The organism is Pseudomonas sp. 1L-E-NC-VB-C3 (assembly GCF_057291535.1).
Genome location: NZ_JBXAWD010000003.1, coordinates 194,501 through 220,040, shown reverse-complemented (window position 1 = coordinate 220,040; position 25,540 = coordinate 194,501). Strand labels below are relative to the sequence as shown.

Sequence of the window (25,540 nt, the reverse complement as noted above, 5' to 3'; positions counted from 1 at the left end):
ATGAATAGAACTCTCTACACCGCGCTGTTTTACCTGGGGCTGCCATTGGTGGCGATTCGGCTGTGGCTGCGCGCGCGCAAGGCGCCGGCGTATGCCAAACGCATTGGCGAGCGCTTTACTTATGGCATGCCGACGTTGCAGCCCGGTGGCATCTGGGTGCACGCGGTGTCGGTCGGCGAAAGCATTGCCGCCGCGCCGATGATCCGCGCGCTGCTGGAACGCTACCCGACGCTGCCGATCACCGTGACCTGCATGACCCCGACCGGTTCGGAGCGGATTCAGGCACTGTTCGCCAACGAGGCGCGCATTCAACACTGCTATCTGCCGTATGACTTGCCTTGTGCGGCGGCGCGTTTTCTTGATCGCGTACAGCCCAGGCTTGCAGTGATCATGGAGACCGAGCTGTGGCCTAACCATATTCATCAATGTGCCAAGCGCGGGATTCCGGTGGCGTTGGCCAATGGGCGGTTGTCGCAGCGCTCCGCCAAAGGCTATGGCCGCTTCAGCAAACTCACTGCGCCGATGCTTGCCGAGATGAGCCTGTTGGCGGTGCAGACCGAAGCCGAGGCCCAGCGCTTCCGCGATCTTGGCGCACGTCCGGAAACTGTCGAGGTCACCGGTTCGATCAAGTTCGACCTGACCATCGACCCGCAACTGTTGCAGCGTGCAGCCGAACTGCGCAGCCGGTGGCAGGCGCAGGATCGCCCGGTATGGATCGCTGCGAGCACCCACGAAGGCGAAGACGAAGTGGTGCTCGACGCCCATCGTCGTTTGCTGGGCAGTCATCCCGATGCGTTGCTGGTTCTGGTGCCGCGTCATCCCGAGCGTTTCAATTCGGTGTTCGACTTGTGCCAGCGCGAAGGTTTCGCCACGGTACGTCGCTCGACCGGGGCCAATGTCGATGCGCAAACGAGCGTGCTGCTCGGCGACACCATGGGTGAGTTGCTGTTTCTCTATGCCCTGGCCGACAGCGCATTTGTCGGCGGCAGTCTGGTGCCGAACGGCGGGCACAACCTGCTCGAACCCGCCGCGCTGGCGAAACCGGTACTCAGCGGCCCGCACCTGTTCAACTTCCTCGACATCGCCGCGCAACTGCGCGAAGCCGGAGCGTTGGCCGAAGTGGATGATGCCGAAGGCCTCGCAGTCGAGGTGCAGCGCTTGTTCGAACTGCCACGTGATGCGCAGCGCATGGCGGAGGCCGGGCTGGCGGTGATGCGCCGTAATCAGGGCGCGTTGCAGCGGCTGCTGGATAGCTTGGGCAGATTGATCAAGTAAGCAAAAAGATCGCAGCCTTCGGCAGCTCCTACAGTTGGAATGCATTTCCCTGTAGGAGCTGCCGAAGGCTGCGATCTTTTGTTTTTAACGCTTAAGGCCGGGCCTTGAGCTGCGCTTCCGCCGCCGACGCCAGATCCGGCGGCAGGAAGTCCTTGTCCGGGTTGTAATCGGCTTTCAGATAGCGCCGCAGATCTTCCAGATCACCCGGGTTCAGCGTCCCCGCTGCCTGCTTCAGGCGCAGGTTGTCGAGGATGTAGTCGTAGCGGGTGTTGTTGTAGTTGCGCACCGAGGTGTACAGCTGGCGTTGCGCGTCGAGCACGTCGACGATGTTGCGCGTGCCGACCTGATAACCGATTTCCGTGGCTTCCACCGCACTCTGGTTGGAGATGATCGACTGGCGGCGCGCCTGCACCTGCTCGACGTCGGTGTTCACCGCGCGGTGCAGATTGCGGGTGTTTTCAACTACTTGCCGGCGCAGCGATTCGCGCTGCTGTTCGCTCTGATCCAGTTGCGCATAGGACTGACGCACTTGCGAACTGGTCAGCCCGCCGCTGTAGATCGGGATGTTCAGTTGCAGGCCCAGCGTGCTCTGCTCGACGTTGCCGCCATAAGGTGCGCCGAACGAGTTGGGGTTGGCGAAGCCGAGGGCGTCGTTGTCGCCTTTCTCGTATTTGGCCACGGCGTCGAGGGTCGGCAAGTGGCCGGCCTTGCGCTGCCTGAGCGTCTGCTCGGCGGAGCTGACCGCGTAGTTGCTGGCGAGCAGATTGAGGTTCTGCCGCGCCGCCGTGTCGACCCAGGATTTCGCATCGTTGGGCGAAGGCGGCAGAATCGGCAGCGTGTGGACGATGCCCTGAATCGAGTTGTACTGACGGTTGGTCAGGGTGATCAGCGCCTGGAACGCATCATCGACCTGACGCTGGGCGACGATGCGGTTGGCTCGCGCGGTGTCGTAACTGGCTTGCGATTGCAGCACGTCGGTCTTGTCCGAAAGGCCGACATCGAAGCGCTCGTTGGACTGATCGAGCTGACGTTTGAACGCCGCTTCTTCAGCCTTGGTCGAGGCCAGATTGTCCTGGCTGCGCAGCACGTTGAAGTAGCTTTCGGCGCTCTGCAGGATCAGGTTCTGCTCGGTGGCCGAGAGCTGCAGCGCGGCCTGTTCGTTGACGTCTTTGGCTGCTTGATACTGGAACCAGCGATCGGCGCGGAACAGCGGCTGCGCGAGTGTCGCCTGATAGGAATGCGCGCTGCGGTTGGCGACGGCCGAAGGCTGGTCGATCGAGGTGCGCACGTCGGCGACTTCGGCGCCACCGGACAGGTTCGGCAGCAGACCGGCGCGGGCCTGCGGCACCACTTCTTTCTGCGCGCCATACTGGGCGCGGGCCGCCGCGAGGTCGGCGTTATTGTCGACCGCTTCCTGATAGACGCTGACCAGATCGGTTTTGGTCGACAAGGGTGCTTCCGCTGCCCAGGCCATTGTGTTGGACGCACAGGACACGGCAACAGCCAATGAAAGTTTGCGCAGCATGAGGCGATCCCTAGCATGAATATTATGGAAGTAATCCGGGCGCCAAAGGTAAGGCGCAGCCCGCACAGCGTCAAGGCTGGGCAGGCCAAGCGAGTGTAGTTGCGCATTGCTCCGGCAACAATCGGCCAGCCTGGGTATTTACGCCATTCATCATGGCGTTCGCTGCGGTGTTGGCGTTCCTCGGTGGTTGTGTCTAGACTGGCCGGGTTCTTGTCGGGGTGCCTTGCTATGAGGCTGAGATCGAATAATTTCGGATCCCGTTGAACCTGATCAGGTTAGCGCCTGCGTAGGGAACAAGATTTCTCGTCACCCGGCGAGTCCTCTTGTGCTTCGTCCGGGATATTGTTCGACAATCGAACGCTCATGACGAATGCACAGCACCGGTCCTGGTGCGTCCGTGCCTTTCAGGTTCTGCTCCGACAATCCACTGCTGGATGCTGTCTGGAGAGCCCGTGATGACAACAAAAGAAAAAAACGCGATCAACCTGAGTGACTCGGCCAAGGTCGACGAGCAATCGGTCAAGCCGTTCACCCGTTCGCAAAAAATCTACGTTCAGGGCTCGCGCCCGGACATCCGCGTGCCGATGCGCGAAATCAGCCTCGATGTAACCCCGACCGATTTCGGCGGCGAGATCAATGCGCCGGTCACGGTCTACGACACCTCCGGCCCGTACACTGACCCGAACGTGGTCATCGATGTGCGCAAAGGTCTGGCCGATGTGCGTTCAGCGTGGATCGATGACCGTGGCGATACCGAGCGCCTGCCGGGCCTGAGCTCGAACTTCGGCCAGCAGCGTCTGGCCGATGCCGAGCTGACCAAACTGCGCTTCGCCCACGTCAACAACCCGCGCCGCGCCAAGGCCGGGGCCAACGTCAGCCAGATGCACTACGCGCGCAAAGGCATCATCACCGCCGAGATGGAATACGTCGCCATCCGCGAAAACATGAAGCTGCAAGAGGCCCGCGCAGCCGGTTTGCTCAAACAGCAACATGCCGGCCACAGCTTCGGCGCAAGCATTCCGCAAGAAATCACCCCTGAATTCGTCCGCGAAGAAATCGCCCGTGGCCGCGCGATCATTCCCGCCAACATCAACCACGTCGAACTGGAACCGATGATCATCGGTCGTAACTTCCTGGTGAAGATCAACGGCAACATCGGCAACAGCGCCTTGGGTTCTTCGATCGAAGAAGAAGTGGCGAAACTGACCTGGGGCATTCGCTGGGGCTCGGACACGGTGATGGACCTGTCCACCGGCAAACACATTCACGAAACCCGCGAGTGGATCATCCGCAACTCGCCGGTGCCGATCGGTACCGTGCCGATCTATCAGGCGCTGGAGAAGGTCAACGGCGTCGCTGAAGACCTGACCTGGGAGCTGTTCCGCGACACCCTGATCGAACAGGCCGAGCAGGGCGTCGACTACTTCACCATTCACGCCGGCGTGCTCCTGCGTTACGTGCCGCTGACCGCCAAACGCGTCACCGGCATCGTCTCCCGTGGCGGTTCGATCATGGCCAAGTGGTGCCTGGCGCACCACAAAGAGAACTTCCTCTACACCCACTTCGACGAAATCTGCGAAATCATGAAGGCCTACGACGTCAGCTTCTCGCTGGGCGATGGCCTGCGTCCGGGCTCGATTGCCGACGCCAACGACGAAGCGCAATTCGGCGAACTGGAAACCCTCGGCGAGCTGACCAAGATCGCCTGGAAACACGACGTGCAATGCATGATCGAAGGCCCGGGCCACGTGCCGATGCAATTGATCAAAGAGAACATGGACAAGCAGCTCGAATGCTGCGACGAGGCGCCGTTCTACACCCTCGGCCCGCTGACTACCGACATTGCGCCGGGCTATGACCACATCACCTCGGGTATCGGCGCGGCGATGATCGGCTGGTTCGGTTGCGCGATGCTCTGCTACGTGACGCCGAAGGAGCACTTGGGCCTGCCGAACAAGGATGACGTGAAGACCGGGATCATCACTTACAAGATCGCCGCCCACGCAGCGGACCTGGCCAAGGGACACCCGGGCGCGCAGATTCGTGATAACGCACTGAGCAAGGCGCGTTTCGAATTCCGCTGGGAAGACCAGTTCAACCTCGGCCTGGATCCGGACACCGCGCGCTCCTATCACGACGAAACCCTGCCGAAGGACTCGGCCAAGGTCGCGCACTTCTGCTCGATGTGCGGGCCGAAATTCTGCTCGATGAAGATCACCCAGGAAGTCCGTGAATATGCGGCCAACCAACGCATCGATGCGGTCGACGTGGACGTCGCCAAAGGACTCGCGGAACAGGCCGAGCGGTTCAAGAAGGAAGGCAGTCAGCTGTACAAGAAAGTTTGACCCCGTACTGATCGTTCCCGCGCTCCGCGTGGGAATGCAGCCCGTGACGCTCCGCGTCACTGGACGCGGAGCGTCCCGAGAGGCATTCCCACGCAGAGCGTGGGAACGATCACAACAAATGTCCCTTTGAGATAACACCCTTGAGCATTCAACCCGGCACTTATTCCCCCGATCTCGCCGTCCCCGCTGCAAAGCGTGTGTTCGGCGGGCGCGATCTGTTTTCCCTGTGGTTCTCCCTCGGCATCGGCCTGATGGTTTTGCAGACCGGCGCATTGCTCGCGCCGGGTCTGGGTCTGTCCGGTTCTTTGCTGGCGATCTTCCTTGGCACGCTGGTGGGCGTGCTGTTGCTGGCTGCAGTCGGCGTGATCGGCAGCGACACCGGCCTGTCATCGATGGCGGCGCTGAAGCTCAGCCTCGGCAGCAAAGGCGCGAGCCTGCCGGCGCTGCTCAATCTGCTGCAACTGATCGGCTGGGGCTCGTTCGAAATCATCGTCATGCGCGACGCCGCCAGTCTGCTCGGCAGCCGCGCCTTCAGCGAAGGTTCGCTGTGGGCCAATCCGATTCTGTGGACGCTGTTCTTCGGTGCGCTGGCGACCTTGCTCGCGGTGAGCGGGCCGTTGACGTTCGTGCGGCAGATTCTGCGCAAGTGGGGCATCTGGCTGTTGCTCGCCGCGTGCCTGTGGCTGACCTGGAACCTGTTCGCCAAAGCCGACCTCGCGGCGCTGTGGGCGCGCGCCGGTGACGGTTCGATGCCGTTTGCCGTGGGCTTCGACATTGCCATCGCCATGCCGCTGTCATGGCTGCCGCTGATTGCCGACTACTCGCGTTTCGGCAAACGCGCGAAGAATGTTTTCGGTGGCACGGCTGTGGGTTTTTTCATCGGTAACTTCTGGCTGATGAGCCTTGGTGTGGCCTACACCCTGGCGTTCGCGCCGAGCGGTGAAGTCAATGCGTTGCTGCTGGCCTTGGCTGGCGCCGGCCTGGGCATTCCGCTGTTGCTGATTCTGCTCGACGAGTCGGAAAACGCTTTTGCCGACATTCACTCGGCGGCGGTATCGAGCGGGATTCTGTTGCGTCTGAAAGTCGAGCATCTGGCCTTGGCCATCGGCGTGATCTGCACGCTGATCGCACTGCTGGCGCCGTTGGCGCAGTACCAGAATTTCCTGCTGTTGATCGGCTCGGTGTTCGCGCCGCTGTTCGGCGTGGTGCTGGTGGATCACTTCATCCTGCGCAAACGCAGTGCTCAGGTCGCGTCAGCCGCATTGCGCTGGCCGGCGTTGCTGGCGTGGCTGGGTGGTGTGAGCACCTACCACTTGCTGGCGAATCTGTATCCGGATGTCGGCGCAACCCTGCCGGCGCTGGTGCTGGCAGGGCTGTTGCAGTTAGTGCTGGGCCGGGCCTTCAGTTACGGCCGGGGAACAGCTCAGGCTTGAGAATGCCGTTCAGGCGCGGGTAAGGAATCTTCAGTTCGACGTGGCCCAGCGCATAAGGCGCGATGGTAGTCACGTCGTACTTGAGGATCACGCCACCATAGGTCAGCGCCACGTGCGGGGTTTTCACGAACGGCCAGTTCGCGACGAATTCCGCCTCCTGATCGAGCTTGGTGCTGATCAGCCAACTGTTGTGCGCCACTTGCGCGGCTTTCCAGAACGCCTCTTCCTGCCCCGGCAGCAACATGTCGGACAGGTTCAGCACCTTGTGCTGCTGGCGCGAATAGTTGATGAAACCGCGACCCGGCGTGCCGTGGGCGCCGCCGGTGTCGAGGTAGCTCGACAGCTCGATGATCACCAGTCCGTCATGCTGCTCGCGTACTTTCGCTTGCAGATAGCTGCTGTTGCGCGGGCCGGCGCTGGCGAGGAACTGCTCGCGGTAGGCGGCCAGGGTTGGCGCTACCGGCGCGTTCTTCTCGGTGCGGGTCATTTGCAGCAGACGTTTTTCGATGATGCCATCCAGCGCCGGTTCGTCCGGGAAGCGCAGGGTGTCGATGTTCACCAGCGGGCAATCGGGGTTGGAACAGCCGGGTTTGAGTTGTTCCGAGGCGTCGCGGGTGGTTTCCAGCGGCGTGCGATAGTTGGGCTGGAACAGGCTGGCACAAGCGCCCAGAGTCAGGGCAATAGCGGCCACGGAGGCAATTTTGAAAAGCGACATGGGCGTCCTTTCGAAAGCAGGGGAAGGCAAAAAGATACCGCTTCGACTCTCAACGGAGCAGTCAGTTCGCCACTAAGCTGATTAGAGTGTGTTTCAGCTTCACCGTCCATCCCGCTGACGGTAAAGGGGCTGCATCAAACGGTGCGGGCGCGTTAGGATGGCGCGAAGTCGAGGTTGCCGGTTGTACACAGCAACCTCGTAATGGATGTGCAGTAAAGAGGAAGATTATGACTGACTTTGCCAACGCCATTCCGACCGCCGTGGATATCGTGCGGCGCGAAAAATGCTACGAGGGCTTTTACAAGCTTGACCGTGTGCACCTGCGCCATGAGCTGTTCGCCGGTGGCATGAGCCGCGAGATCAATCGTGAAATCTTCGTGCGCCACGATGCCGTGTGCGTCCTGCCTTACGATCCGCAGCGCGATGAAGTGGTGTTGATCGAGCAGTTTCGTGTCGGCGCCATGGGCAAGGCCGACAACCCATGGCTGGTCGAACTGGTCGCCGGTCTGATCGACAAGGATGAGCAACCGGAAGAAGTTGCTCACCGCGAGGCGCAGGAGGAAGCTGGGCTGGACATCAAGGCGCTGTGGCCGATGACCAAGTATTTCCCCTCGCCGGGTGGCAGCAACGAGTTCGTGCATTTGTATCTGGGACGTTGCAGCACCGACGGTGTCGGCGGTCTGCACGGGCTGGAAGAAGAGGCCGAAGACATTCGCGTAACGGTCTGGGCATTTGAAGATGCCTTGCAGGCCGTGCGTGACGGACGTATTGCCAACGCGGCGAGCATCATCGCCTTGCAGTGGCTGGCGCTCAACCGCGCCGAAGTGAGGGGGCTATGGTCGTAAACAAGCTGCGCGATCGTTATCGGGTTGACCTCGTAGGGCTGCAAGCCGCCTGCGAGGCCAACTACGCGCGCCTGATGCGACTGCTGCCGGACATGCGCAACGAACCCGAGGCGCGGCGTATCGCTGTGACCCAGGGCGAGCAGATGCTTGGCGTGCTCGCTCTCGAGGTGTTGCAGACCTGCCCGTACACCACGACCTTGCAGGTGCGCCAGGAGCACAGTCTGCCGTGGTTGCCGGTGCCGCAACTGGAAGTGCAGGTCTACCACGACGCGCGCATGGCCGAAGTGGTCAGCGCCGAGCATGCACGACGCTTTCGCGGCATCTATCCTTATCCGAACGCCGCCATGCACCAGCCCGATGAAAAGGCCCAGCTCAATGTGTTTCTGGGCGAATGGCTGAGTCATTGCCTGGCGTTGGGGCACGAGTACGAAGTCGTTCGCTAGTTGTGAACTGCGTCCGCTTCGGCGGTTTCCCCTTTTTGTCATCCCCCAGCATAATTGCCGCACCCATCCATTGCGTGCTTAGCCCCGGGAGAGCGCCTTGCCCAGCGTATCGACATTGACCAGCGCCGACCCGGCGCTGCTGGTGCAGTTGTCCGACAGCCACTTGTTCGCCGAGGCGGACGGCACGCTGCTGGGCATGAAGACCCGCGAGAGCCTGCAAAGGGTCATCGACCTGGTGTTGGCGCAACAGGCGCAGATCGACCTGGTGCTGGCCACCGGCGATATTTCCCAGGACGGCACGCTGCAGTCGTATCAGGCATTCCGCCAACTGAGCGCGCAGATCAGTGCACCCGCGCGCTGGATTCCCGGCAATCACGACGAGCCGATGGTCATGGCCGAGGCGGCGGTGCAAAGCACGCTGCTGGAGCCGGTGGTCGATATTGGCAATTGGCGGGTGACGATGCTGGATTCGGCGGTGCCGGGTTCGGTGCCGGGCTATCTGCAGGATGATCAATTGCAACTGCTCGCCCGCGCGCTGAGCGAGGCGCCTGAGCGCCATCATCTGGTGTGCCTGCATCATCATCCGGTGTCGATCGGCTGCGCGTGGATGGAGCCGATCGGCTTGCGCAACCCGGAAGCGTTCTTTGAAGTGCTGGATCGCTTTCCACAGGTTCGCGCGGTGCTGTGGGGGCATGTGCATCAGGAAATCGATCGCGACCGCAATGGCGTGCGCTTGATGGCCTCGCCCTCGACGTGTATCCAGTTCGAGCCGGGGAGTGCGGATTTCAAAGTGGGCGAGCAGGCGCCGGGGTATCGCTGGTTGCGATTGTTGCCGGACGGGAAATTGGAAACGGGCGTCGAAAGAGTCAGCGACTTCGAGTTCACAGTCGATTACGGCTCCAACGGTTACTGAACTGACAATCAAAGACCCTCACCCCAGCCCTCTCCCAGAGGGAGAGGGGGCCGACCGCGGTGTCTTTGGCTGTGCATCGACCTGAAACAGCGATATCGATTATGGATTCGCAGCAAAACGCTCAGGTCGGTGTAGCTCTCGAATATCCCCCAGTCGGTTCCCTCTCCCTCCGGGAGAGGGTTAGGGTGAGGGCAGCTTGTGCTGTCACACCAATTTATTGAACCCACCCCCAATCCCGGTCCTTCTCCCTGTAAACTCCGCTATCTTTCGCCGACAGCCAGGGAGCTCAAATGTCCGGTTCGATCCTCTATATCCACGGTTTCAACAGCGCGCCGGCCTCGAAGAAGGCCTGTCAGCTGGTCGCGGTCATGGAGCAGCTGGGTTTGAGCGGGCAATTGCGCGTGCCGGCGCTGCATCACCATCCGCGTGAAGCCATCGGTCAGCTCGAGCAGGCAATCGCCGAGCTGGGCCGGCCGTTGCTGGTGGGAAGTTCGCTCGGCGGCTACTATGCGACTCACCTGGCCGAGCGCCATGGCCTGAAAGCCCTGCTGGTCAACCCGGCGGTCAGCCCGCACCGGATGTTCGATGGTTATCTGGGCACGCAGCAGAACCTCTACACCGATGAAACCTGGGAACTGACCCACGACCACGTCACGGCGCTGGCCGAACTGGAAGTGCCACCACCGCAGGATCCGCAGCGTTATCAGGTCTGGTTGCAAACCGGCGACGAAACGCTGGATTATCGCCTCGCCCAACAGTATTACCGCGCCTGTGCCTTGCGCATCCAGGCCGGCGGCGACCACAGTTTCCAGGGCTTTGCCGGGCAATTGCCGGCGTTGCTGAGTTTTGCCGGCATGGCTGCCGATATGTATCAGGCAATCGATTTCACCACGCTGTGAAGTCTTGCCCCTCTTTCATGAATGACTGACGACGAGACCTTATGGCCACTCCCAGCGCTAGTTCTTATAACGCCGACGCCATCGAAGTCCTCTCGGGCCTCGACCCGGTGCGCAAACGCCCCGGCATGTACACCGACACCAGTCGGCCGAACCACCTCGCCCAGGAAGTCATCGACAACAGCGTCGACGAAGCCCTGGCCGGCCACGCCAAATCGGTGCAGGTCATCCTGCACGCCGACCATTCGCTGGAAGTCAGCGACGACGGCCGTGGCATGCCGGTCGACATTCACCCGGAAGAGGGTGTGTCCGGCGTCGAACTGATCCTCACCAAGCTGCATGCGGGCGGCAAGTTCTCCAACAAGAACTACCAGTTCTCCGGCGGCTTGCACGGTGTGGGTATTTCCGTGGTCAACGCGCTGTCGACCGAAGTGCGCGTACGGGTCAAACGTGACGGCAACGAATACCAGATGACCTTCAAGGACGGCTTCAAGGCCTCCGAGCTGGAAATCGTCGGCACCGTCGGCAAGCGCAACACCGGCACCAGCGTGTACTTCGCGCCGGACCCGAAATACTTCGATTCTCCCAAATTCTCCATCAGCCGCCTCAAGCATGTGCTCAAGGCCAAGGCTGTGTTGTGCCCGGGCTTGCTGGTCAGCTTCGAAGACAAAGGCACCGGCGAGAAAGTCGAGTGGCATTACGAAGATGGCCTGCGCTCCTACCTGGTCGATGCGGTCAGCGAATTCGAACGTCTGCCCAACGAGCCGTTCTGCGGCGCTTTCGCCGGTAATAAGGAAGCGGTCGACTGGGCACTGTTGTGGCTGCCGGAAGGTGGCGACGCGGTGCAGGAAAGCTACGTCAACCTGATCCCGACCGCCCAAGGCGGTACGCACGTCAACGGCCTGCGTCAGGGTCTGCTCGACGCGATGCGCGAGTTCTGCGAGTTCCGCAGCCTGCTGCCACGCGGCGTGAAACTCGCGCCGGAAGACGTCTGGGAGCGCATCGCTTTCGTCCTGTCGATGAAAATGCAGGAGCCGCAATTCTCCGGCCAGACCAAAGAGCGTCTGTCTTCCCGTGAGGCAGCGGCGTTCGTCTCCGGTGTGGTTAAAGACGCTTTCAGCCTGTGGCTCAACGCCAACCCGGAAACCGGTCTGGCCCTGGCCGAATTGGCGATCAACAACGCCGGCCGCCGTCTCAAGGCGAGCAAGAAAGTCGAGCGCAAACGCGTCACCCAAGGTCCGGCGCTGCCAGGCAAACTGGCTGACTGCGCCGGGCAGGACCCGATGCGTTCCGAGCTGTTTCTGGTCGAGGGTGATTCCGCCGGCGGTTCGGCCAAGCAGGCGCGGGACAAGGAATTCCAGGCGATCCTGCCGTTGCGCGGCAAGATCCTCAACACCTGGGAAGTCGACGGCAGCGAAGTACTCGCCAGCCAGGAAGTGCACAACATCGCCGTGGCCATCGGCGTCGATCCGGGCGCGGCGGACATGAGCCAGCTGCGCTACGGCAAGATCTGCATCCTCGCCGACGCCGACTCCGACGGTCTGCACATTGCGACCTTGCTGTGCGCGCTGTTCGTCCAGCATTTCCGCCCGTTGGTGGATGCCGGTCACGTCTACGTGGCGATGCCGCCGCTGTACCGCATCGACCTCGGCAAAGAGATCTACTACGCCCTCGACGAAGCCGAGCGCGACGGCATTCTCGATCGCCTGGTGGCCGAAAAGAAACGCGGCAAACCCCAGGTCACCCGATTCAAAGGTCTGGGTGAAATGAACCCGCCGCAACTGCGTGAAACCACCATGGACCCGAACACCCGGCGTCTGGTGCAGTTGACGCTGGGCGAAGACTTCGCCGAAACCTCGGAAATGATGGATATGCTGCTGGCGAAGAAACGCGCCGGTGACCGCAAGACCTGGCTCGAATCCAAAGGCAACCTCGCCGAGGTGCTGGCCTGATGCAGTTTGGCTGGGCCTTGGCGGGTGCGTTGCTGCTGAGTGCGCTGAGCGTGTCGGCCGAGCCGCTGCAACAATTGCGGCTGCTTTCCGAACACCCGGTCGAAGGCATGCGCGGCGGTAACCTGTCAGGTCTGGCCATGTGCGGCAACGAGCTGTGGACCGTTTCCGATCGCGATGACGAGCAGATCTATCGGCTCGATACCCGCGATCCGGTCTGGCAGGCGCAAACCGTGCACATCGACGTGCCGCCCGTGCCCGAGAGCGGCTTGCCGTGGGGGTTGAGCTCGCGCACTTGGGCGGCGTCGTTCATTCGCGGGGGCGAACTGGATTTCGAAGGCATCAGTTGCGACAGCGCTGGCAATCGCTACATCGTCAGCGAAGCCCATGCGGCGGTGTTGCAGGTGCCGGTCAGTGGCCCGGCGAACTGGCTGAAAATCTCGCCGCTGCTGGTTCGCGAAGCGCGGGCGAGCGGCCTGTTGCTCAAGTTCAATTCGATCTTCGAAGGCCTGGCGATCAACCCGGCCGGTGATCAGATATGGCTGGCCGCCGAACGGCAAAAGCGCGGCCTGCTGCTGATCAAGCGCCAGCAGACGGTGTGGGATTGTGACGGTCGCTGCGTGCTGCTCAGTGAGGGCGGCAAGGAGATGCAGCCGCCACAGTTTCCCAAGGCGAAAGCGGTTCATCGCGACTTTTCCGACATTTCCTTGTTCAACGGCAAGCTGTTTACCCTTGAGCGCAACGCTTTCGAGATCTGCCGTCGCGATGCACAGACGGCCAAGGTCGAACAATGCTGGTCGTACGCCGGCGAACTGTTGCGGGAAAATCGCCGCTACTCGCAGAACTACGGACTGGAAGAAGCGCTGATCATTGATGCCGGAGGTGCGTGGATCGGCGTCGACAACAATTTTGGCCCACGTGCTGATGGCGAAGTCCGCCCGGTGGTCTGGCGCTTCGCCGCGCCGGACGGTGGCTGGAGTGCCAGGCCATGAGCCAGCAACCGCCGGGCAAGCGTGCCGGTCGGGTGCTAATGGTCCTCGCCTGGTGCGCGGCACTGTTTCTCGCGACGCGGTTTTTCGGTCAGTGGGAGCAGCGCCAGCAGAATCCGAACATCGTGGTTACGTCGGAGCAGGGCGAAGGTTTTATCGAAGTGAAACTGGCGAGCAATGCCCAAGGACATTTTGTCGCCAGCGGCCAGATCAACGGCGAGCCGGTGGAGTTCATGCTCGACACCGGCGCGACCGATGTCGCGATCCCGGCGGATCTGGCCAAGCGTTTGAAGCTGCAAGAAGGTTTCGGCGTGACCCTGAGCACGGCCAATGGCCTGAGCCAGGGCTATCGAACGAAGATTGCCCGCCTGCAACTGGGCGACATCGTGCTGCGGGATGTCCGCGCACTGGTGGCGCCGGGGCTGCATGGCGACCAGGTGCTGCTCGGCATGAGCGCCCTGAACAAACTTGAATTTACCCAGCGCGGTGGCACCATGCTGCTGCGCCAGACAACGAACCGATGAGGCCCGCATGAGCGACTCCCTTGATCTCAGCCTGGATGGTGTAGAACGCCGCTCGCTGGCTGACTTCACCGAAAATGCCTACCTCAACTACTCCATGTACGTGATCATGGACCGCGCCTTGCCGCATATCGGCGACGGCCTGAAGCCGGTACAGCGGCGTATCGTCTACGCCATGAGCGAACTGGGGCTGGACGCCGATTCCAAGCACAAGAAATCGGCGCGTACCGTCGGTGACGTGCTCGGCAAGTTCCACCCCCACGGCGATTCGGCGTGCTACGAAGCGATGGTGCTGATGGCGCAGCCGTTCAGCTATCGCTACACGCTGGTCGACGGCCAGGGCAACTGGGGTGCGCCGGACGATCCGAAGTCCTTCGCCGCCATGCGTTACACCGAAGCGCGGCTGTCGCGCTATTCCGAAGTGCTGCTCAGCGAACTGGGCCAGGGCACCGCGGACTGGGGGCCGAACTTCGACGGCACCCTGCAGGAGCCGCTGGTGTTGCCGGCGCGCCTGCCGAACATTCTGCTCAACGGCACCACCGGTATCGCCGTGGGCATGGCCACCGATGTGCCGCCGCACAACCTGCGTGAAGTCGCCACCGCCTGCGTGCGCTTGCTGGATGAGCCGAAAGCCACGGTCGAACAGCTCTGCGAACACATCCAGGGTCCGGATTATCCGACCGAAGCGGAAATCATCACGCCGCGTGCCGACCTGCTGAAGATGTACGAAACCGGCAAGGGCTCGGTGCGTATGCGCGCCGTGTACCACGTCGAGGACGGCGACATCATCGTCACCGCGCTGCCGCATCAGGTCTCCGGCGCCAAGGTGCTGGAGCAGATCGCCGCGCTGATGCAGGCCAAACCGTCGAAAGCGCCGCAGATCGCCGATCTGCGTGACGAATCCGACCACGAAAACCCGTGCCGCATCGTGATCATCCCGGTCAACAGCCGCGTCGATCACGAAGCGCTGATGCAGCACCTGTTCGCCAGCACCGAGCTGGAGTCGACCTACCGGGTCAACGTCAACATCATCGGTCTGGACGGCAAGCCGCAGCTGAAAAACCTCCGTGCGCTGCTGGTCGAATGGCTGGAATTCCGCGTGCTGACCGTGCGTCGCCGCCTGCAATTCCGCCTCGACAAGGTCGAGCGTCGCCTGCACCTGTTGGACGGTTTGCTGATCGCCTACCTCAACCTGGATGAAGTAATTCACATCATCCGTACCGAGGAGCATCCGAAAGCCAAGCTCATTGAGCGTTTCGCCCTCAGCGAGATTCAGGCCGACTACATCCTCGACACCCGCTTGCGTCAGTTGGCGCGACTGGAAGAGATGAAGCTGCGCGACGAGCAGGACGAACTGCTCAAGGAGCAAGCCAAGCTGCAAGCCCTGCTGGGCAGCGAAGCCAAGCTGAAGAAACTGGTGCGTACCGAGCTGCTCAAAGACGCCGAAACCTACGGCGACGACCGCCGCTCGCCAATCGTCGAGCGCGCCGAAGCCAAGGCGCTGAGCGAGCACGATCTGCTGCCGAACGAGAAAGTCACCGTCGTGCTGTCGGAAAAAGGCTGGGTGCGTTCGGCCAAGGGCCACGACATCGACGCTACCGGTTTGTCGTACAAGGCCGGCGATGGCTTCAAGACCTCGGCGGCGGGGCGCTCCAACCAGTTTGCCGTGTTCATCGATTCCACCGGTCGCAGCTACTCGGTTGCCGCGCATACCTTGCCGTCGGCCCGTGGCCAGGGCGAACCCTTGACCGGCCGTCTGACGCCGCCACCGGGCGCTTCGTTCGAATGCGTGCTGATGCCCGAAGACGATGCGCTGTACGTGATTGCGTCCGATGCCGGTTACGGCTTCGTGGTCAAAGGCGAAGACCTGCAAGCGAAGAACAAGGCCGGCAAGGCCCTGTTGAGCCTGCCGAACAACGCCAAGGTCATCGCGCCGCGCCCTGTGGCCGATCGTGAGCAGAACTGGCTGGCCTCGGTCACGACCGAAGGTCGCCTGCTGATCTTCAAAATCAGCGATCTGCCACAATTAGGTAAGGGCAAAGGCAACAAGATCATCGGTATATCCGGTGAACGCGTGGCCAGTCGCGAAGAATATGTCACGGACATCGCCGTCCTGCCGGAAGGCGCCACCCTGGTATTGCAGGCTGGCAAACGGACCCTGTCGCTGAAAGCCGACGACCTCGAGCACTACAAAGGTGAGCGTGGACGGCGCGGAAACAAACTTCCGCGGGGCTTCCAGAGAGTGGATGCGCTGCTCGTCGAAAACCTCAATTAGGCGAGAACGCCTTACTAGAGCGTTCGATCTGCGATTAAACGCGTAGATCGACGCTTTGGCGCTGGAGTCGGAACGCATATTCACGGATGATATGGCCTTTCAAGCGCCGGCGTGGCCGAGCGTTCTTCATATTTATTGAGTATTTTCACTGTGGTCAGCCTTGTGGCGGCCACCTGGACGGGATGATGACTGCTCTACGCCCCCTTATTTTGTTGCTCGCCGGCGTTCTTGGCCTGGCGGGTTGCAGCGTTCACCAGCCGGTGTCGCTGTACCAACTGGACAGCGGAAGTCCGGTTCAGCCTGCGCAAAGCGCAGGCATGGCGGTTTTGCTGGGGCCGGTAGTTGTTGCCGATTACCTGCAACGCGAAACCCTGCTGCAACGTCAACCCGACGGCAGCCTGCAAGCGGCGACCGACGGTCGTTGGGCTGGCAGCCTTTCGTCGGATATCGATCAACTGCTGATGCGTCAGGTCGCCGGTCATCTGGACAGCCAGCGCGTGGTGCTGGCGCCTGCTACTGCCGGATTCACGCCGGATGTGCAGGTTCTGCTGACCATCACCCGTCTGGATTCCGGGGCGAAACAACCGGCGATTCTCGATGCGCAATGGCGTTTGATCGATCGTCGCGGCAAGGTGCGTGATAACCGCATCATTCACCTGCAGGAAACGCACGCCGGCAGCACCGCGTCCCAGGTGCAGGCACAAGGGGTTCTGTTGCAGCGTCTGGCCGAGCAGTTGTCGGTGGCGCTCAAGCCACTGGCCAACCAGCCGCCCGTGGCCGAGGCACCGCGTAAAGCCGCGCCGAAACCCGCAGCGCCGGCGGCGGATGCCGAGAAGCAGCCAAAGATTCCGATGGCCTCGCCTATTCGTACCGATATGGAAGTGTTTCGCTTCTGAGGCTGGAACGAGCCAGATCAGAGCCCGCCTAGTGCGGGCTTTGTTGTGTCTGGGGGTGGGGTGGAAGATCAAAAGCCCCTCACCCTAGCCCTCTCCCGGAGGGAGAGGGGACCGACTGAGGTGTCGGGCGTCTTACGTCGACCTGAAAGATGTTGGCGATTGTGGATTCAAAGCAGGGCGTTCAAGTCGGTGTAATTCTGGAATTTCCCCCAACCGGTTCCCTCTCCCTCTGGGAGAGGGCTAGGGTGAGGGGCTTTTCAGGGATGCGCACGATTCCAATAACACCGCGCACAAAAAAGCCCGCAGACAATTAATTGTCTGCGGGCTTTTGCGTATCGGGCCTAAGCCTTACGCCCGGCGCTCATGCATCCGCGCCAGTTGCCGTTCGAGCATCGACGGATATGGCTCCATCAACCGCTCCACACAGCAAGCGCCTTCAGGGCTGGCGATCGGCCGGATCCGCGCACGCTGGCGGATCAGCGTGTCATCGCTGATCTTGCGCTCGACCAGCAGCAGATTGCGGCTGTGTTGCGACAAGGCCAGTGCATCCTGGGCCGAATCGGTCAGCAGCAGATCAATCTGGCTCAGACCGAACAACTCATCGCCCAAGGTCAGGCCCAGCTGCAATTGCAGGGTGATGCCGCTGTCTGCGACCTCGATCTGCAATTGGTGGCCGAGTGCACGCAGCAATTCGCCGCAGCAGATGGCATTGGTCAGGTAGTCGTCGCCGCAATCTTCGGTATGGAACAGCAACAGCGTGCTGCCATCGTTGAGGGTTTCGATTTCGCCCTGATACAGCGACGCGGCCTGCTCGAGGCAGTCGCGATAGCGTTCCTGCAATTCTTCCAGACGTGCGCGAGGCAAACGACGCAATTGTTCCTGCGAACCCAGTTGCACGGCCAGTACGGCGGTGTGCTGTGGCACGTCAGGGCTCGGTTTGCGCGTCAGCGGTTGGGCGGCGCCGTTCAGCGATTCGTCGCGCAGGTCGGCGAAAGCGTCATCGTCATCATCGTCTTCGACGGTGCTGACCAGGTGACGCGGTGCCGGTTTCTTCGCGGCCAGCGGGCGGCTTTCGTCGAAGCTCGGATCGCGCAGGTTACGCACCTCGAATTCAGGCTCGTCTTCTTCCTCGGCGAATTCCGGCTCGGGTTCGGGCTCAGGCTCCGGTTCCGGGGCGTAGCTGGCATGCAGCTGGCGCGCCAGATCGCCGATTTCATCCTGGCGATCGATGCCCGGGGTGTGCGCGTCGATCCGGCGCAGCCACACGCGCAATTGCAGCAACGGCGTCGACAGATAGCGGCCCATGCGCAGACTCAGAGCCAATGACAGCGCCAGCAGAATTGCGCTCAGAATGCCCATGCTTTGCAGGCTGATGGTCATCGGCTGCTGGAACTGATCCATGTCCAGGCTGATGCGCAGTTGCCCGGCAGTCACGTCCTGGAAAGTGATCTTGCTCTCGTACATGCCCTCGGCTTCGCCCAGCAGGCTGTGCTTGGGACGCTGACCGGACTCGGCGAGGATGCGGTTGTCCACACTGTAGATCGCCGCGTGGGCGACCAGTTTGTTCTTGGTCAGGTTGTTGAGCAGCACGTTGAGGCTGAGGATGTCGTTGGACACCAGCAGCTCGGTGGCGGAGGTGGCGGTCTGCGTGGTCAGGCTTTCGCCCAGCGCATCGGCCTGCTCGTGCATGGCCTGCTTGAATTGCAGACCCATCACCCCGGCATAGATCACCAGGGCCAGAGCGACCAGGATCACGTTGTGGCTGGCAATGCGCAATGCAATCGGTACACGGCGATGGCGCAGTGCACGGAAGATCAGCAGGAAGAAGTTATCGGTTTTGACTGGCGTGGGCCGGTTCACTTGAGCTCGGCTCTTTGTCCGTGAAGTTGACGCGCAGTATAGCGACAGGCCCCAGACCGGCAAAGCGCTCGCGGTGCCCGATGGTCACTGAAAGTGGGTAGAATGCGGTTTTTTTCCAGTTGCGGGGGTGCGCGTTGCGCGAAATCGTCCTGATTAACATCACGGGAGTCGACCGTCCCGGTCTGACAGCGGCCATCACCGGTGTTCTGGCACAAGGTGGTGTGAACATTCTCGACATCGGTCAGGCGGTGATCCACGACACCCTGTCGTTCGGCATCCTGGTTGAAATTCCCGATTCCGAACAGGGCAAGTCAGTGCTCAAGGACATCCTGTTCAAGGGCTACGAACTGGATCAGCAAGTGCGTTTCACCCCGGTGTCCGAAGAGGATTACCAGCAGTGGGTGGGCAATCAGGGCAAGAAACGCCATATCGTTACCCTGCTGACGCGCAAAGTCACAGCCGGCCAGTTGCAGGCGGTCAGCGCGATCACCGCCAAATATGGCTTGAATATCGACCATATCGACCGTCTGTCGGGGCGCATGCCGCTGGACACGCCGGCCGACAAGGGCAAGGGTTGCATCGAGTTTTCCGTGCGCGGCGAAGCCGCCGATCCGCAGGCTTTGCGCGCCGAATTCCTCAGCGTTGCCCAGGAATTGAACGTCGACATCGCCTTCCAGGAAGACTCGCTGTTTCGCCGCAACCGGCGTCTGGCGGTGTTCGACATGGACTCGACGCTGATCGAAGCGGAAGTCATCGATGAGCTGGCCAAAGCGGCCGGCGTGGGTGACCGGGTTTCGGAAATCACCGAGCGCGCCATGGCCGGTGAACTGGATTTCCGCGCCAGCTTCAAGGAGCGTCTGGCGCTGCTCAAGGGCCTCGACGTCAGCGTGCTCGACTCGATCGGCGCCTCGCTGCGCCTGACCGAAGGCGCCGAAACCCTGTTCGCCGAACTCAAGCGCCTTGGCTACAAAACCGCCATCCTGTCCGGCGGCTTCACTTATTTCGCCAAGCAGCTGCAAGCCAGGCTGGGCATCGACTACGTGTTTGCCAACGAGCTGGAAGTGGTCGACGGCAAGTGCACCGGCGTGGCGATCGAGCCGATTGTCGATGCGCAGCGCAAGGCTGATCTGCTCAAGGAGCTGGCGCACAAGGAAGGGCTGCGTCTGGAGCAGACCATTGCCGTCGGCGACGGCGCCAACGACTTGCCAATGCTGGCGATTGCCGGGCTGGGCGTGGCGTTCCGCGCCAAACCGTTGGTCAAGCAGTCGGCGAAGCAGGCGATTTCAACGCTGGGGCTGGATGGTGTGTTGTATCTGCTGGGTTTCCGGGATCGTGACGGGCAGCTCTGAGATCTCCATAAGCTGATCTGGCCTCTTCGCGAGCAGGCTCGCTCCCACAGGAAATCTCATTCCAGTGTGGGAGCGAGCCTGCTCGCGAAGGCCGCGCCTCGGTCTAGAGCGAATTCCACAACGAATCAAAATCCTCCTCACCCCCGCCATTCTGCGCAGGATCCAGCGAGCGATAGGCGAACTGATTGAAACTGTGCGTACTCGCCACCCGCCGATCCAGCCCGGCGCGGTGTTCTTCGCCCTGGGTGTTGATCAACACCTTGTTGCCTTCCTGGAACGGCAGGCGCGGCGCAAGCACGGTGGCCGGCACATCGATCGCACTGATCTCCGGCAACAGCAAACCGCGCAGATAATGGCTGTGATCGTCCTTGGAACGAACCAGTTGCAGCCCGCACGGCTGCGCGTGTGGCGCGACCAGTTCAATGCCCATCTGCGTGCCGCTACCGCGCACCTGGCGGATCCAGCGAATCACCGCAATGCTCCAGCCTTTGCCCTCGCTGTCCTGAATGCCGAGCATTTCCCCGGCCTGCAATTCCGCCGGCACCTCGCTCGGCCAGGCCAGGCAATAGCCGCCGGGGCTATGGTTGATCACCGGCAAGGCGTAAGTCGGATAGTTCGGCGAGTTGCCGGGGCCTTCATCCTCGCTCAACTGGTCGTACTGGATTTCCTCGTACGGCAACAGCTCATCGTTGCCTTGCGGTGCGGCGTCGAACGCTTGACTCCAGCTGTCCTTTTCGCCGTTCACCACCACGCTGGTGAAGTTCGCCGCTCGCCCACCGGGATGTTTGAGCAATTCGCTAAAGGTGCGTTCGCCGCCGAGGTGGAAGTGCAGGGCGCTCATGCCGACGCACACGGTCAATGTGCCCTGGCCGGCGCTGCGCTGAAAACTGCGTTCGGCAGCCTGGCCCCAAGTGGCGTGCAGATGTTGCAGGGTATCGATGCTGAGACCGGCGGAAACAGGCAGGGGGGTTGAAGTCGGCTGCTGCAGCAGGTGCGTTTCGAGCTGCTTGACCAAGGGCTGCGGGTCGAAGCCCAGCAGCCCGCTCTGTTGTTCGCTGCGAAACATCTTGCGGTAGCGTGGACCAACATCCAGTTCCGGGCTGATGGCGAACAAACCGTCGTCGGCGCTGCCGGGATGCAGTTTGAGCAGGGCGCTCCACGGCTCGATCACCTCGGCCAGCCGAGCAATCTGACTCTGGCGTAATTGATTGCAACGGGCACTGCCCAATAGCAGCGCGGCGATGTAGGTCTGTTCGACGCTCAGTTCGCTGGTCAAAAACGCCAGATCATCGCGCAGCCGCCGTTGTTGCAGCTGTAATTGCGCAGCGCTGCGATACAGCTGATGCAATTCCAACCACACGTGTTCCGGCGGTGAACTGTACAGCTGCGTGGCGCGCACCAGTTGCGCCTTGAGGGCATGCGCGGCGCGTTGCAAGGCGGTGCCGACCAATGTCGCGCGATCCTTGCTGTATTTGGGCAGGATGCGCAGAACGATCTGTTTATAGCCGATGGCCAACTGACCTTGCAGCGCCTGACACAGGTTGCTGACTTTGCGCGAACGCTCGTCGAGCATGATCGCCTGATGCAGAAAATGCCGTTCCAGATGCTGGCAGACGAAATACACCTCGGGCCGCAGCAGTTCCAGGAGTTGCAGGCGATTGTCGCTGGGGGTGAGCAACAGGTTCAGTTCGCCGAGGCCTTGGTAGAGCAGGCGGGCGGTTTCGCCGATGTTGGCCTTGGGCAGGCCGGCGATCCAGCGCTTGAGGTCGCGCGGGCTGGCGTCGCAGAACGACAGGCGCGTTTGCGTGGGAGTCGGAGCGCGCAGCTTGGGAGAAAAGTTGGTCTGGCTCATGAGCAAAACCATAGCAGCAAATGCCGCGGTTTGCGGAAGCAGCCTCGGCTGCTTCCGCGAACAGGGTCACGCTTTTGGCAGTGCCAGGCCTTGGCCCATCTGCACGGGTGAACCGGCCACCAGCTCTTCGGCCCACTTCACCTGATCCGGGCCAAACAGCACGATCGCCGTCGAACCCAGCTTGAAGCGCCCAAGTTCCGCGCCTTTTTCCAGATGAATCGGAGCGCGTGCGGCTTCGTCGTAGCGGAAGGTTTTCAGCTCGCGCTTCGGTGGGGTGACCAGACCGGCCCACACGGTTTCGATCGAAGCGACAATCATCGCACCGACCAGCACCACGGCCATCGGCCCGCGTTCGGTGTCGAAAATGCACGCCACGCGCTCGTTGCGGGCGAACAGCTCCGGGACGTTTTCGGCAGTGGTCTGGTTCACCGAAAAAATGCGGCCCGGGATGTAGACCATTTCGCGCAGGGTGCCGGCCAGCGGCATGTGCACGCGGTGATAGTCCTTAGGCGACAGGTAAATGGTAGCGAAGTCGCCGCCCATGAACGGCGCTGCGTTGGCCGCATCCCCGCCGAGCAACTCCAGCACGCTGAAGCTGTGGCCCTTGGCCTGGAACACACGACCGTGCTCGATCGGGCCGAGCTGGCTGACCGCACCGTCGGCCGGGCTGAGGATCGCGCCCGGCGTCTCGTCCAGTGGACGCGCGCCGTCTTTCAGAGCACGCGTGAAGAAGGCGTTGAAGTGCTCGTAAGCGGTCAGGTCTTCGACCAGTGCTTGCGACATGTCCACTTGATAACGCTTGGCAAACCATTGGGTGAAGGCATTCTTGAACCAGCGCACGCGGCATTCGGCGATGCAGCCGGCCAGGCGCGACAGCAGGTGATGCGGCAGCAGGTACTGGCTGAGGATAAACAGACGCTCTTTCATTAGTTGTCCTTAAAAACCTTAAATCTCGACTGGCGTGTCAGGGTGGTTGCCCCATTCGCCCCATGAACCGGCGTAGCCCTTGACCCGCGGATAACCGAGGGATTTGGCCACCAGATAAGTGAAGCCCGACCGGTGATGGGTCTGGCAGTGGGTAATGATTTCCTTGTCCTTGGTGATCCCGAGGTTTTCGAGGATCTGCGGCATGTCGCTGCGGATACGCAACTGACGCGTCTGGTCCATGCCGGCGGTCCATTCGAAATTGATCGCACCGGGGATGTGGCCACCCTTGGCGGCGAGGACTTTCTCGCCGGAATATTCCAGCGGCCCACGCGCGTCCCAGATCGCCAGATCGGCGGCGCCGAGGCGGCTTTGCAGGTATTCGCGGGTGGCGGTCGGTTCGTCGTGCAGGGTCAGCGACACTGGGCCACCGACGGCGGCCGGCACTTGAATCGACATGGGCATGCCGTCCGCCAGCCAGGCCGGAAGACCACCGTCTATATAGTGGTACTTGTCGTGGCCAATGACATCGAGCAGCCAGATGAAACGCCCGGCCCAGCCGCCGCCTTCATCGTCATACACGACGTAGACCGCGTCTTTGCGATGACCGAGCTCACCAAACAACGCTTCCAGATCGGCCTTCGCCGGCATCAGCCCGGGGGCCGGTGGCTGGCCGAGCTGGGTGCGTTTCGGGTCGACAAAACGTGCGCCGGGCAAGTGACCTTCGGCATACCGGGCAGGGCTGGTCAGGTCCACCAGGATCAGTTCCGGGGACTCCAGACGCGGCAGCAGGTCGCTCGGCTCGATGACAAGCGGCAAGCCAGAGAAGTCAGACATGTGAGGTCTCCAGAGCACAAAGGGGAGGATTGTAGCGCAGGCTCATTGGCCACGGCTGCTAAAGCTGTGCAGGGCTTTTTCGATGCACTGCGCGGTTTTGCCGAAGGCTTGCACAGTGATGTCGGCGAAGGGGCCGCCGCCCTGATCGGCAACGACGATCATGATCACCCGACCATTGTTGACCAATGAACGCAGAAACAGATGTTCGCCACGAAACAGCGTGCGCAGGCTCGCCGGTAACAAGGCCGAGAATTGTGCGTTGTTCTCCGGCGTGATCCGCACCTGCGCCTGCTGAGCGAGCAGGCGTTGCAGGACTTTGCTCTGGCTGACGACAAAACTCAGCGCCGCCGCATCCTTCGGCAAACCGGCGGTCTGGTGTACGCGCAGGGTCGAGTGCGTGCGGTCGGCCATCAGAATCATCACCCGGCGCATGCCGCTGGCCACCAGTGCCTCGCGGGCGGCGACGGTCAGGCTCATGGCATTGGTGAAGCGGCTGGGTTCGGCGAGCAGTTCGGCGCATTGCCGACGCCACTGGCCCAAGTCATCCGCATTCGGCGCTGCTGCCGGGAGCATGCCGGCCGGCAAGCGACGAGTGCCCCACGGCCAGATCAGCGAAACCGCCGGGTGCCACAAATCGGGCATCGCATGCTGACGCGCGCTGTTCGCCGCTTGCTGGTGCAACTGTTGCTGCACTTCGTCCATGGAAATCTGCAGATAGAGGCTGGTCAGGTACTGCCAGCGCTTGCTGTGCGGACTGTCCCAGGCCTGTTGCGCCGACAGCGCCAGCCCATTGGCCAGCAGCACGGTATTCGCCGGCTGGTTGAGCCAGCGGCGCAATGTCGGGTCATCGTCGAGGCGATTCTGCTGGCGCAGCGGGTGTTCACTGTCGCGGGCGATGCGCAGCACTTTGACCAGTTCGCGTTGTTCGCTGAGCAGCAATTTGTAGCCTTGCTCGACCCAGATCGGCAGATGCCAGGCGTGGACCAGTGCCTCGGCGATCTTCAACAGGCGCACGCCGAACAATTGCTTTTCGACCACACGTGCCGACTCGCCCTTGTGGATCACGCGCAGTTCCCACTCCTCGAGCAACTGCGGATACGTCAGTGCCAAGGGCCACAGCGGCGACAAAAACAGCAAGCTGCCCCAATGAATGTCCTGCCACAGCCGCGCGAGGCGACTGGCAAAAAAACCGTTGGCCTGTTGTGTCGCGTGTTGGCTGATCAGTTGCAATTGGCGCAAAGCCTTGGGGATTTGCCGGTGCGGTTCGGCGGGCAGGCGCGCGAGCAATTCTTCGGTGCGGGCAAGGCCCAGGCGATTGATCGCCACCTCAAGATTTTCCGCCGGCGCGGCCATGGTGCCGTGGGTGTGACGATTCGCCTCACGGATGACGCTCAAGGCCAGCGCCGGGCTGTCCTGCATCAGATCGGCGATGTCGCGCAGCGAGCTGCGATTGTCGCGGATCGCCCGGCAGACTTTGTCGTGAGCCTCTTGTGGTACGGGCAGGCGGACGCTGTCGAGCAGCTTGACCCAAGCCTGGAGCGTGGTCGGTATTACCGATGGAATGTTCGTTTCATTAGCCATGTCTGGACGAGATCTTCACTGACTGTAGACGCGCCCGGCATGGGCTAAATTGGCTTTTCGCCTGAACTGGCTATAGTCTGGCGCAGTTTTGCCGATAAGTAGAAGAAGAGATTTTTT

20 protein-coding genes and 1 riboswitch are annotated in these 25,540 nt (G+C 61.7%); of the genes, 13 read left to right on the top strand and 7 right to left on the bottom strand.

The window, feature by feature from the left end:
* Positions 1–1,275, top strand: coding sequence for a lipid IV(A) 3-deoxy-D-manno-octulosonic acid transferase (gene waaA / locus AC0Z5Z_RS06555; protein WP_485610887.1), 1,275 nt, complete (start codon positions 1–3; stop codon positions 1,273–1,275).
* A gap of 91 nt (positions 1,276–1,366) precedes the next feature.
* Here waaA and AC0Z5Z_RS06550 read toward each other — a convergent pair whose 3' ends face one another.
* Entirely contained in the window at positions 1,367–2,800 is a 1,434-nt protein-coding gene (locus AC0Z5Z_RS06550) for a TolC family outer membrane protein (RefSeq protein ID WP_150638304.1), read from the bottom strand.
* Positions 2,801–3,004: 204 nt separating this feature from the next.
* Positions 3,005–3,110: riboswitch (TPP riboswitch) on the top strand.
* 145 nt (positions 3,111–3,255) lie between these two features.
* On the opposite strand from AC0Z5Z_RS06550, the gene thiC reads away from it, so the two are divergent.
* Positions 3,256–5,145: a phosphomethylpyrimidine synthase ThiC gene (thiC, locus tag AC0Z5Z_RS06545; protein WP_041477643.1), complete on the top strand. Its 1,890-nt coding sequence runs from the start codon at positions 3,256–3,258 to the stop codon at positions 5,143–5,145.
* Positions 5,146–5,285: 140 nt separating this feature from the next.
* Positions 5,286–6,578 (top strand): putative hydroxymethylpyrimidine transporter CytX, encoded by a 1,293-nt coding sequence (gene cytX, locus AC0Z5Z_RS06540; protein WP_485610886.1) that lies wholly within the window; start codon positions 5,286–5,288, stop codon positions 6,576–6,578.
* Here cytX and AC0Z5Z_RS06535 read toward each other — a convergent pair.
* Entirely contained in the window at positions 6,547–7,293 is a 747-nt protein-coding gene (locus AC0Z5Z_RS06535; protein ID WP_016771974.1) for an RsiV family protein, read from the bottom strand. The genes cytX and AC0Z5Z_RS06535 overlap by 32 nt on opposite strands.
* Positions 7,294–7,520: 227 nt before the next feature.
* Between AC0Z5Z_RS06535 and AC0Z5Z_RS06530 the strand changes: the two genes are divergently transcribed.
* The 9 genes from AC0Z5Z_RS06530 (at position 7,521) to AC0Z5Z_RS06490 (ending at position 17,020) form a co-directional block, all read left to right on the top strand.
* Entirely contained in the window at positions 7,521–8,138 is a 618-nt protein-coding gene (locus AC0Z5Z_RS06530) for an NUDIX domain-containing protein (RefSeq protein ID WP_024011344.1), read from the top strand.
* Positions 8,129–8,581, top strand: a complete 453-nt coding sequence (locus AC0Z5Z_RS06525; RefSeq protein WP_016771972.1) for a DUF1249 domain-containing protein — start codon at positions 8,129–8,131, stop codon at positions 8,579–8,581. The genes AC0Z5Z_RS06530 and AC0Z5Z_RS06525 overlap by 10 nt, the downstream gene beginning before the upstream one ends.
* A 97-nt stretch (positions 8,582–8,678) precedes the next feature.
* On the top strand, positions 8,679–9,494 hold the full coding sequence (gene cpdA / locus AC0Z5Z_RS06520; protein ID WP_252868692.1) for a 3',5'-cyclic-AMP phosphodiesterase: 816 nt from the start codon (positions 8,679–8,681) through the stop codon (positions 9,492–9,494).
* A 290-nt stretch (positions 9,495–9,784) separates the two neighbouring features.
* Positions 9,785–10,393, top strand: a complete 609-nt coding sequence (locus tag AC0Z5Z_RS06515; RefSeq protein ID WP_095180976.1) for a YqiA/YcfP family alpha/beta fold hydrolase — start codon at positions 9,785–9,787, stop codon at positions 10,391–10,393.
* A 41-nt stretch (positions 10,394–10,434) separates the two neighbouring features.
* Positions 10,435–12,342, top strand: a complete 1,908-nt coding sequence (gene parE, locus AC0Z5Z_RS06510; protein ID WP_095180975.1) for a DNA topoisomerase IV subunit B — start codon at positions 10,435–10,437, stop codon at positions 12,340–12,342.
* Positions 12,342–13,331, top strand: a complete 990-nt coding sequence (locus AC0Z5Z_RS06505) for an esterase-like activity of phytase family protein (RefSeq protein ID WP_252868693.1) — start codon at positions 12,342–12,344, stop codon at positions 13,329–13,331. Before parE ends, AC0Z5Z_RS06505 begins: the two co-directional genes overlap by 1 nt.
* Positions 13,328–13,852 (top strand): retropepsin-like aspartic protease family protein, encoded by a 525-nt coding sequence (locus AC0Z5Z_RS06500; RefSeq protein ID WP_236168142.1) that lies wholly within the window; start codon positions 13,328–13,330, stop codon positions 13,850–13,852. The genes AC0Z5Z_RS06505 and AC0Z5Z_RS06500 overlap by 4 nt, the downstream gene beginning before the upstream one ends.
* A gap of 7 nt (positions 13,853–13,859) precedes the next feature.
* On the top strand, positions 13,860–16,124 hold the full coding sequence (parC, locus tag AC0Z5Z_RS06495) for a DNA topoisomerase IV subunit A (protein ID WP_024011349.1): 2,265 nt from the start codon (positions 13,860–13,862) through the stop codon (positions 16,122–16,124).
* Positions 16,125–16,309: 185 nt separating this feature from the next.
* The gene (locus AC0Z5Z_RS06490; RefSeq protein ID WP_024011350.1) at positions 16,310–17,020 is read left to right on the top strand and encodes a PqiC family protein; all 711 of its coding nucleotides are present in this window, start codon (positions 16,310–16,312) and stop codon (positions 17,018–17,020) included.
* A gap of 348 nt (positions 17,021–17,368) precedes the next feature.
* Here AC0Z5Z_RS06490 and AC0Z5Z_RS06485 read toward each other — a convergent pair whose 3' ends face one another.
* On the bottom strand, positions 17,369–18,880 hold the full coding sequence (locus tag AC0Z5Z_RS06485; RefSeq protein WP_095180973.1) for an AhpA/YtjB family protein: 1,512 nt from the start codon (positions 18,878–18,880) through the stop codon (positions 17,369–17,371).
* Positions 18,881–19,014: 134 nt separating this feature from the next.
* Here AC0Z5Z_RS06485 and serB point away from each other — a divergent pair, with 134 nt between their 5' ends.
* Positions 19,015–20,229: a phosphoserine phosphatase SerB gene (gene serB / locus AC0Z5Z_RS06480; RefSeq protein ID WP_041477650.1), complete on the top strand. Its 1,215-nt coding sequence runs from the start codon at positions 19,015–19,017 to the stop codon at positions 20,227–20,229.
* Positions 20,230–20,332: 103 nt separating this feature from the next.
* On the opposite strand, the gene AC0Z5Z_RS06475 is transcribed toward serB, so the two are convergent.
* The 4 genes from AC0Z5Z_RS06475 to AC0Z5Z_RS06460 form a co-directional block, all read right to left on the bottom strand.
* The gene (locus AC0Z5Z_RS06475) at positions 20,333–22,081 is read right to left on the bottom strand and encodes a molecular chaperone (protein ID WP_485610885.1); all 1,749 of its coding nucleotides are present in this window, start codon (positions 22,079–22,081) and stop codon (positions 20,333–20,335) included.
* A 66-nt stretch (positions 22,082–22,147) separates the two neighbouring features.
* On the bottom strand, positions 22,148–23,008 hold the full coding sequence (asd, locus tag AC0Z5Z_RS06470; protein WP_024011354.1) for an archaetidylserine decarboxylase: 861 nt from the start codon (positions 23,006–23,008) through the stop codon (positions 22,148–22,150).
* A gap of 18 nt (positions 23,009–23,026) precedes the next feature.
* On the bottom strand, positions 23,027–23,842 hold the full coding sequence (gene rhdA, locus AC0Z5Z_RS06465) for a thiosulfate sulfurtransferase (RefSeq protein WP_252885214.1): 816 nt from the start codon (positions 23,840–23,842) through the stop codon (positions 23,027–23,029).
* A 42-nt stretch (positions 23,843–23,884) separates the two neighbouring features.
* Positions 23,885–25,423, bottom strand: a complete 1,539-nt coding sequence (locus AC0Z5Z_RS06460) for an HDOD domain-containing protein (RefSeq protein WP_252887221.1) — start codon at positions 25,421–25,423, stop codon at positions 23,885–23,887.
* Between the last annotated feature and the right edge of the window lie 117 nt (positions 25,424–25,540).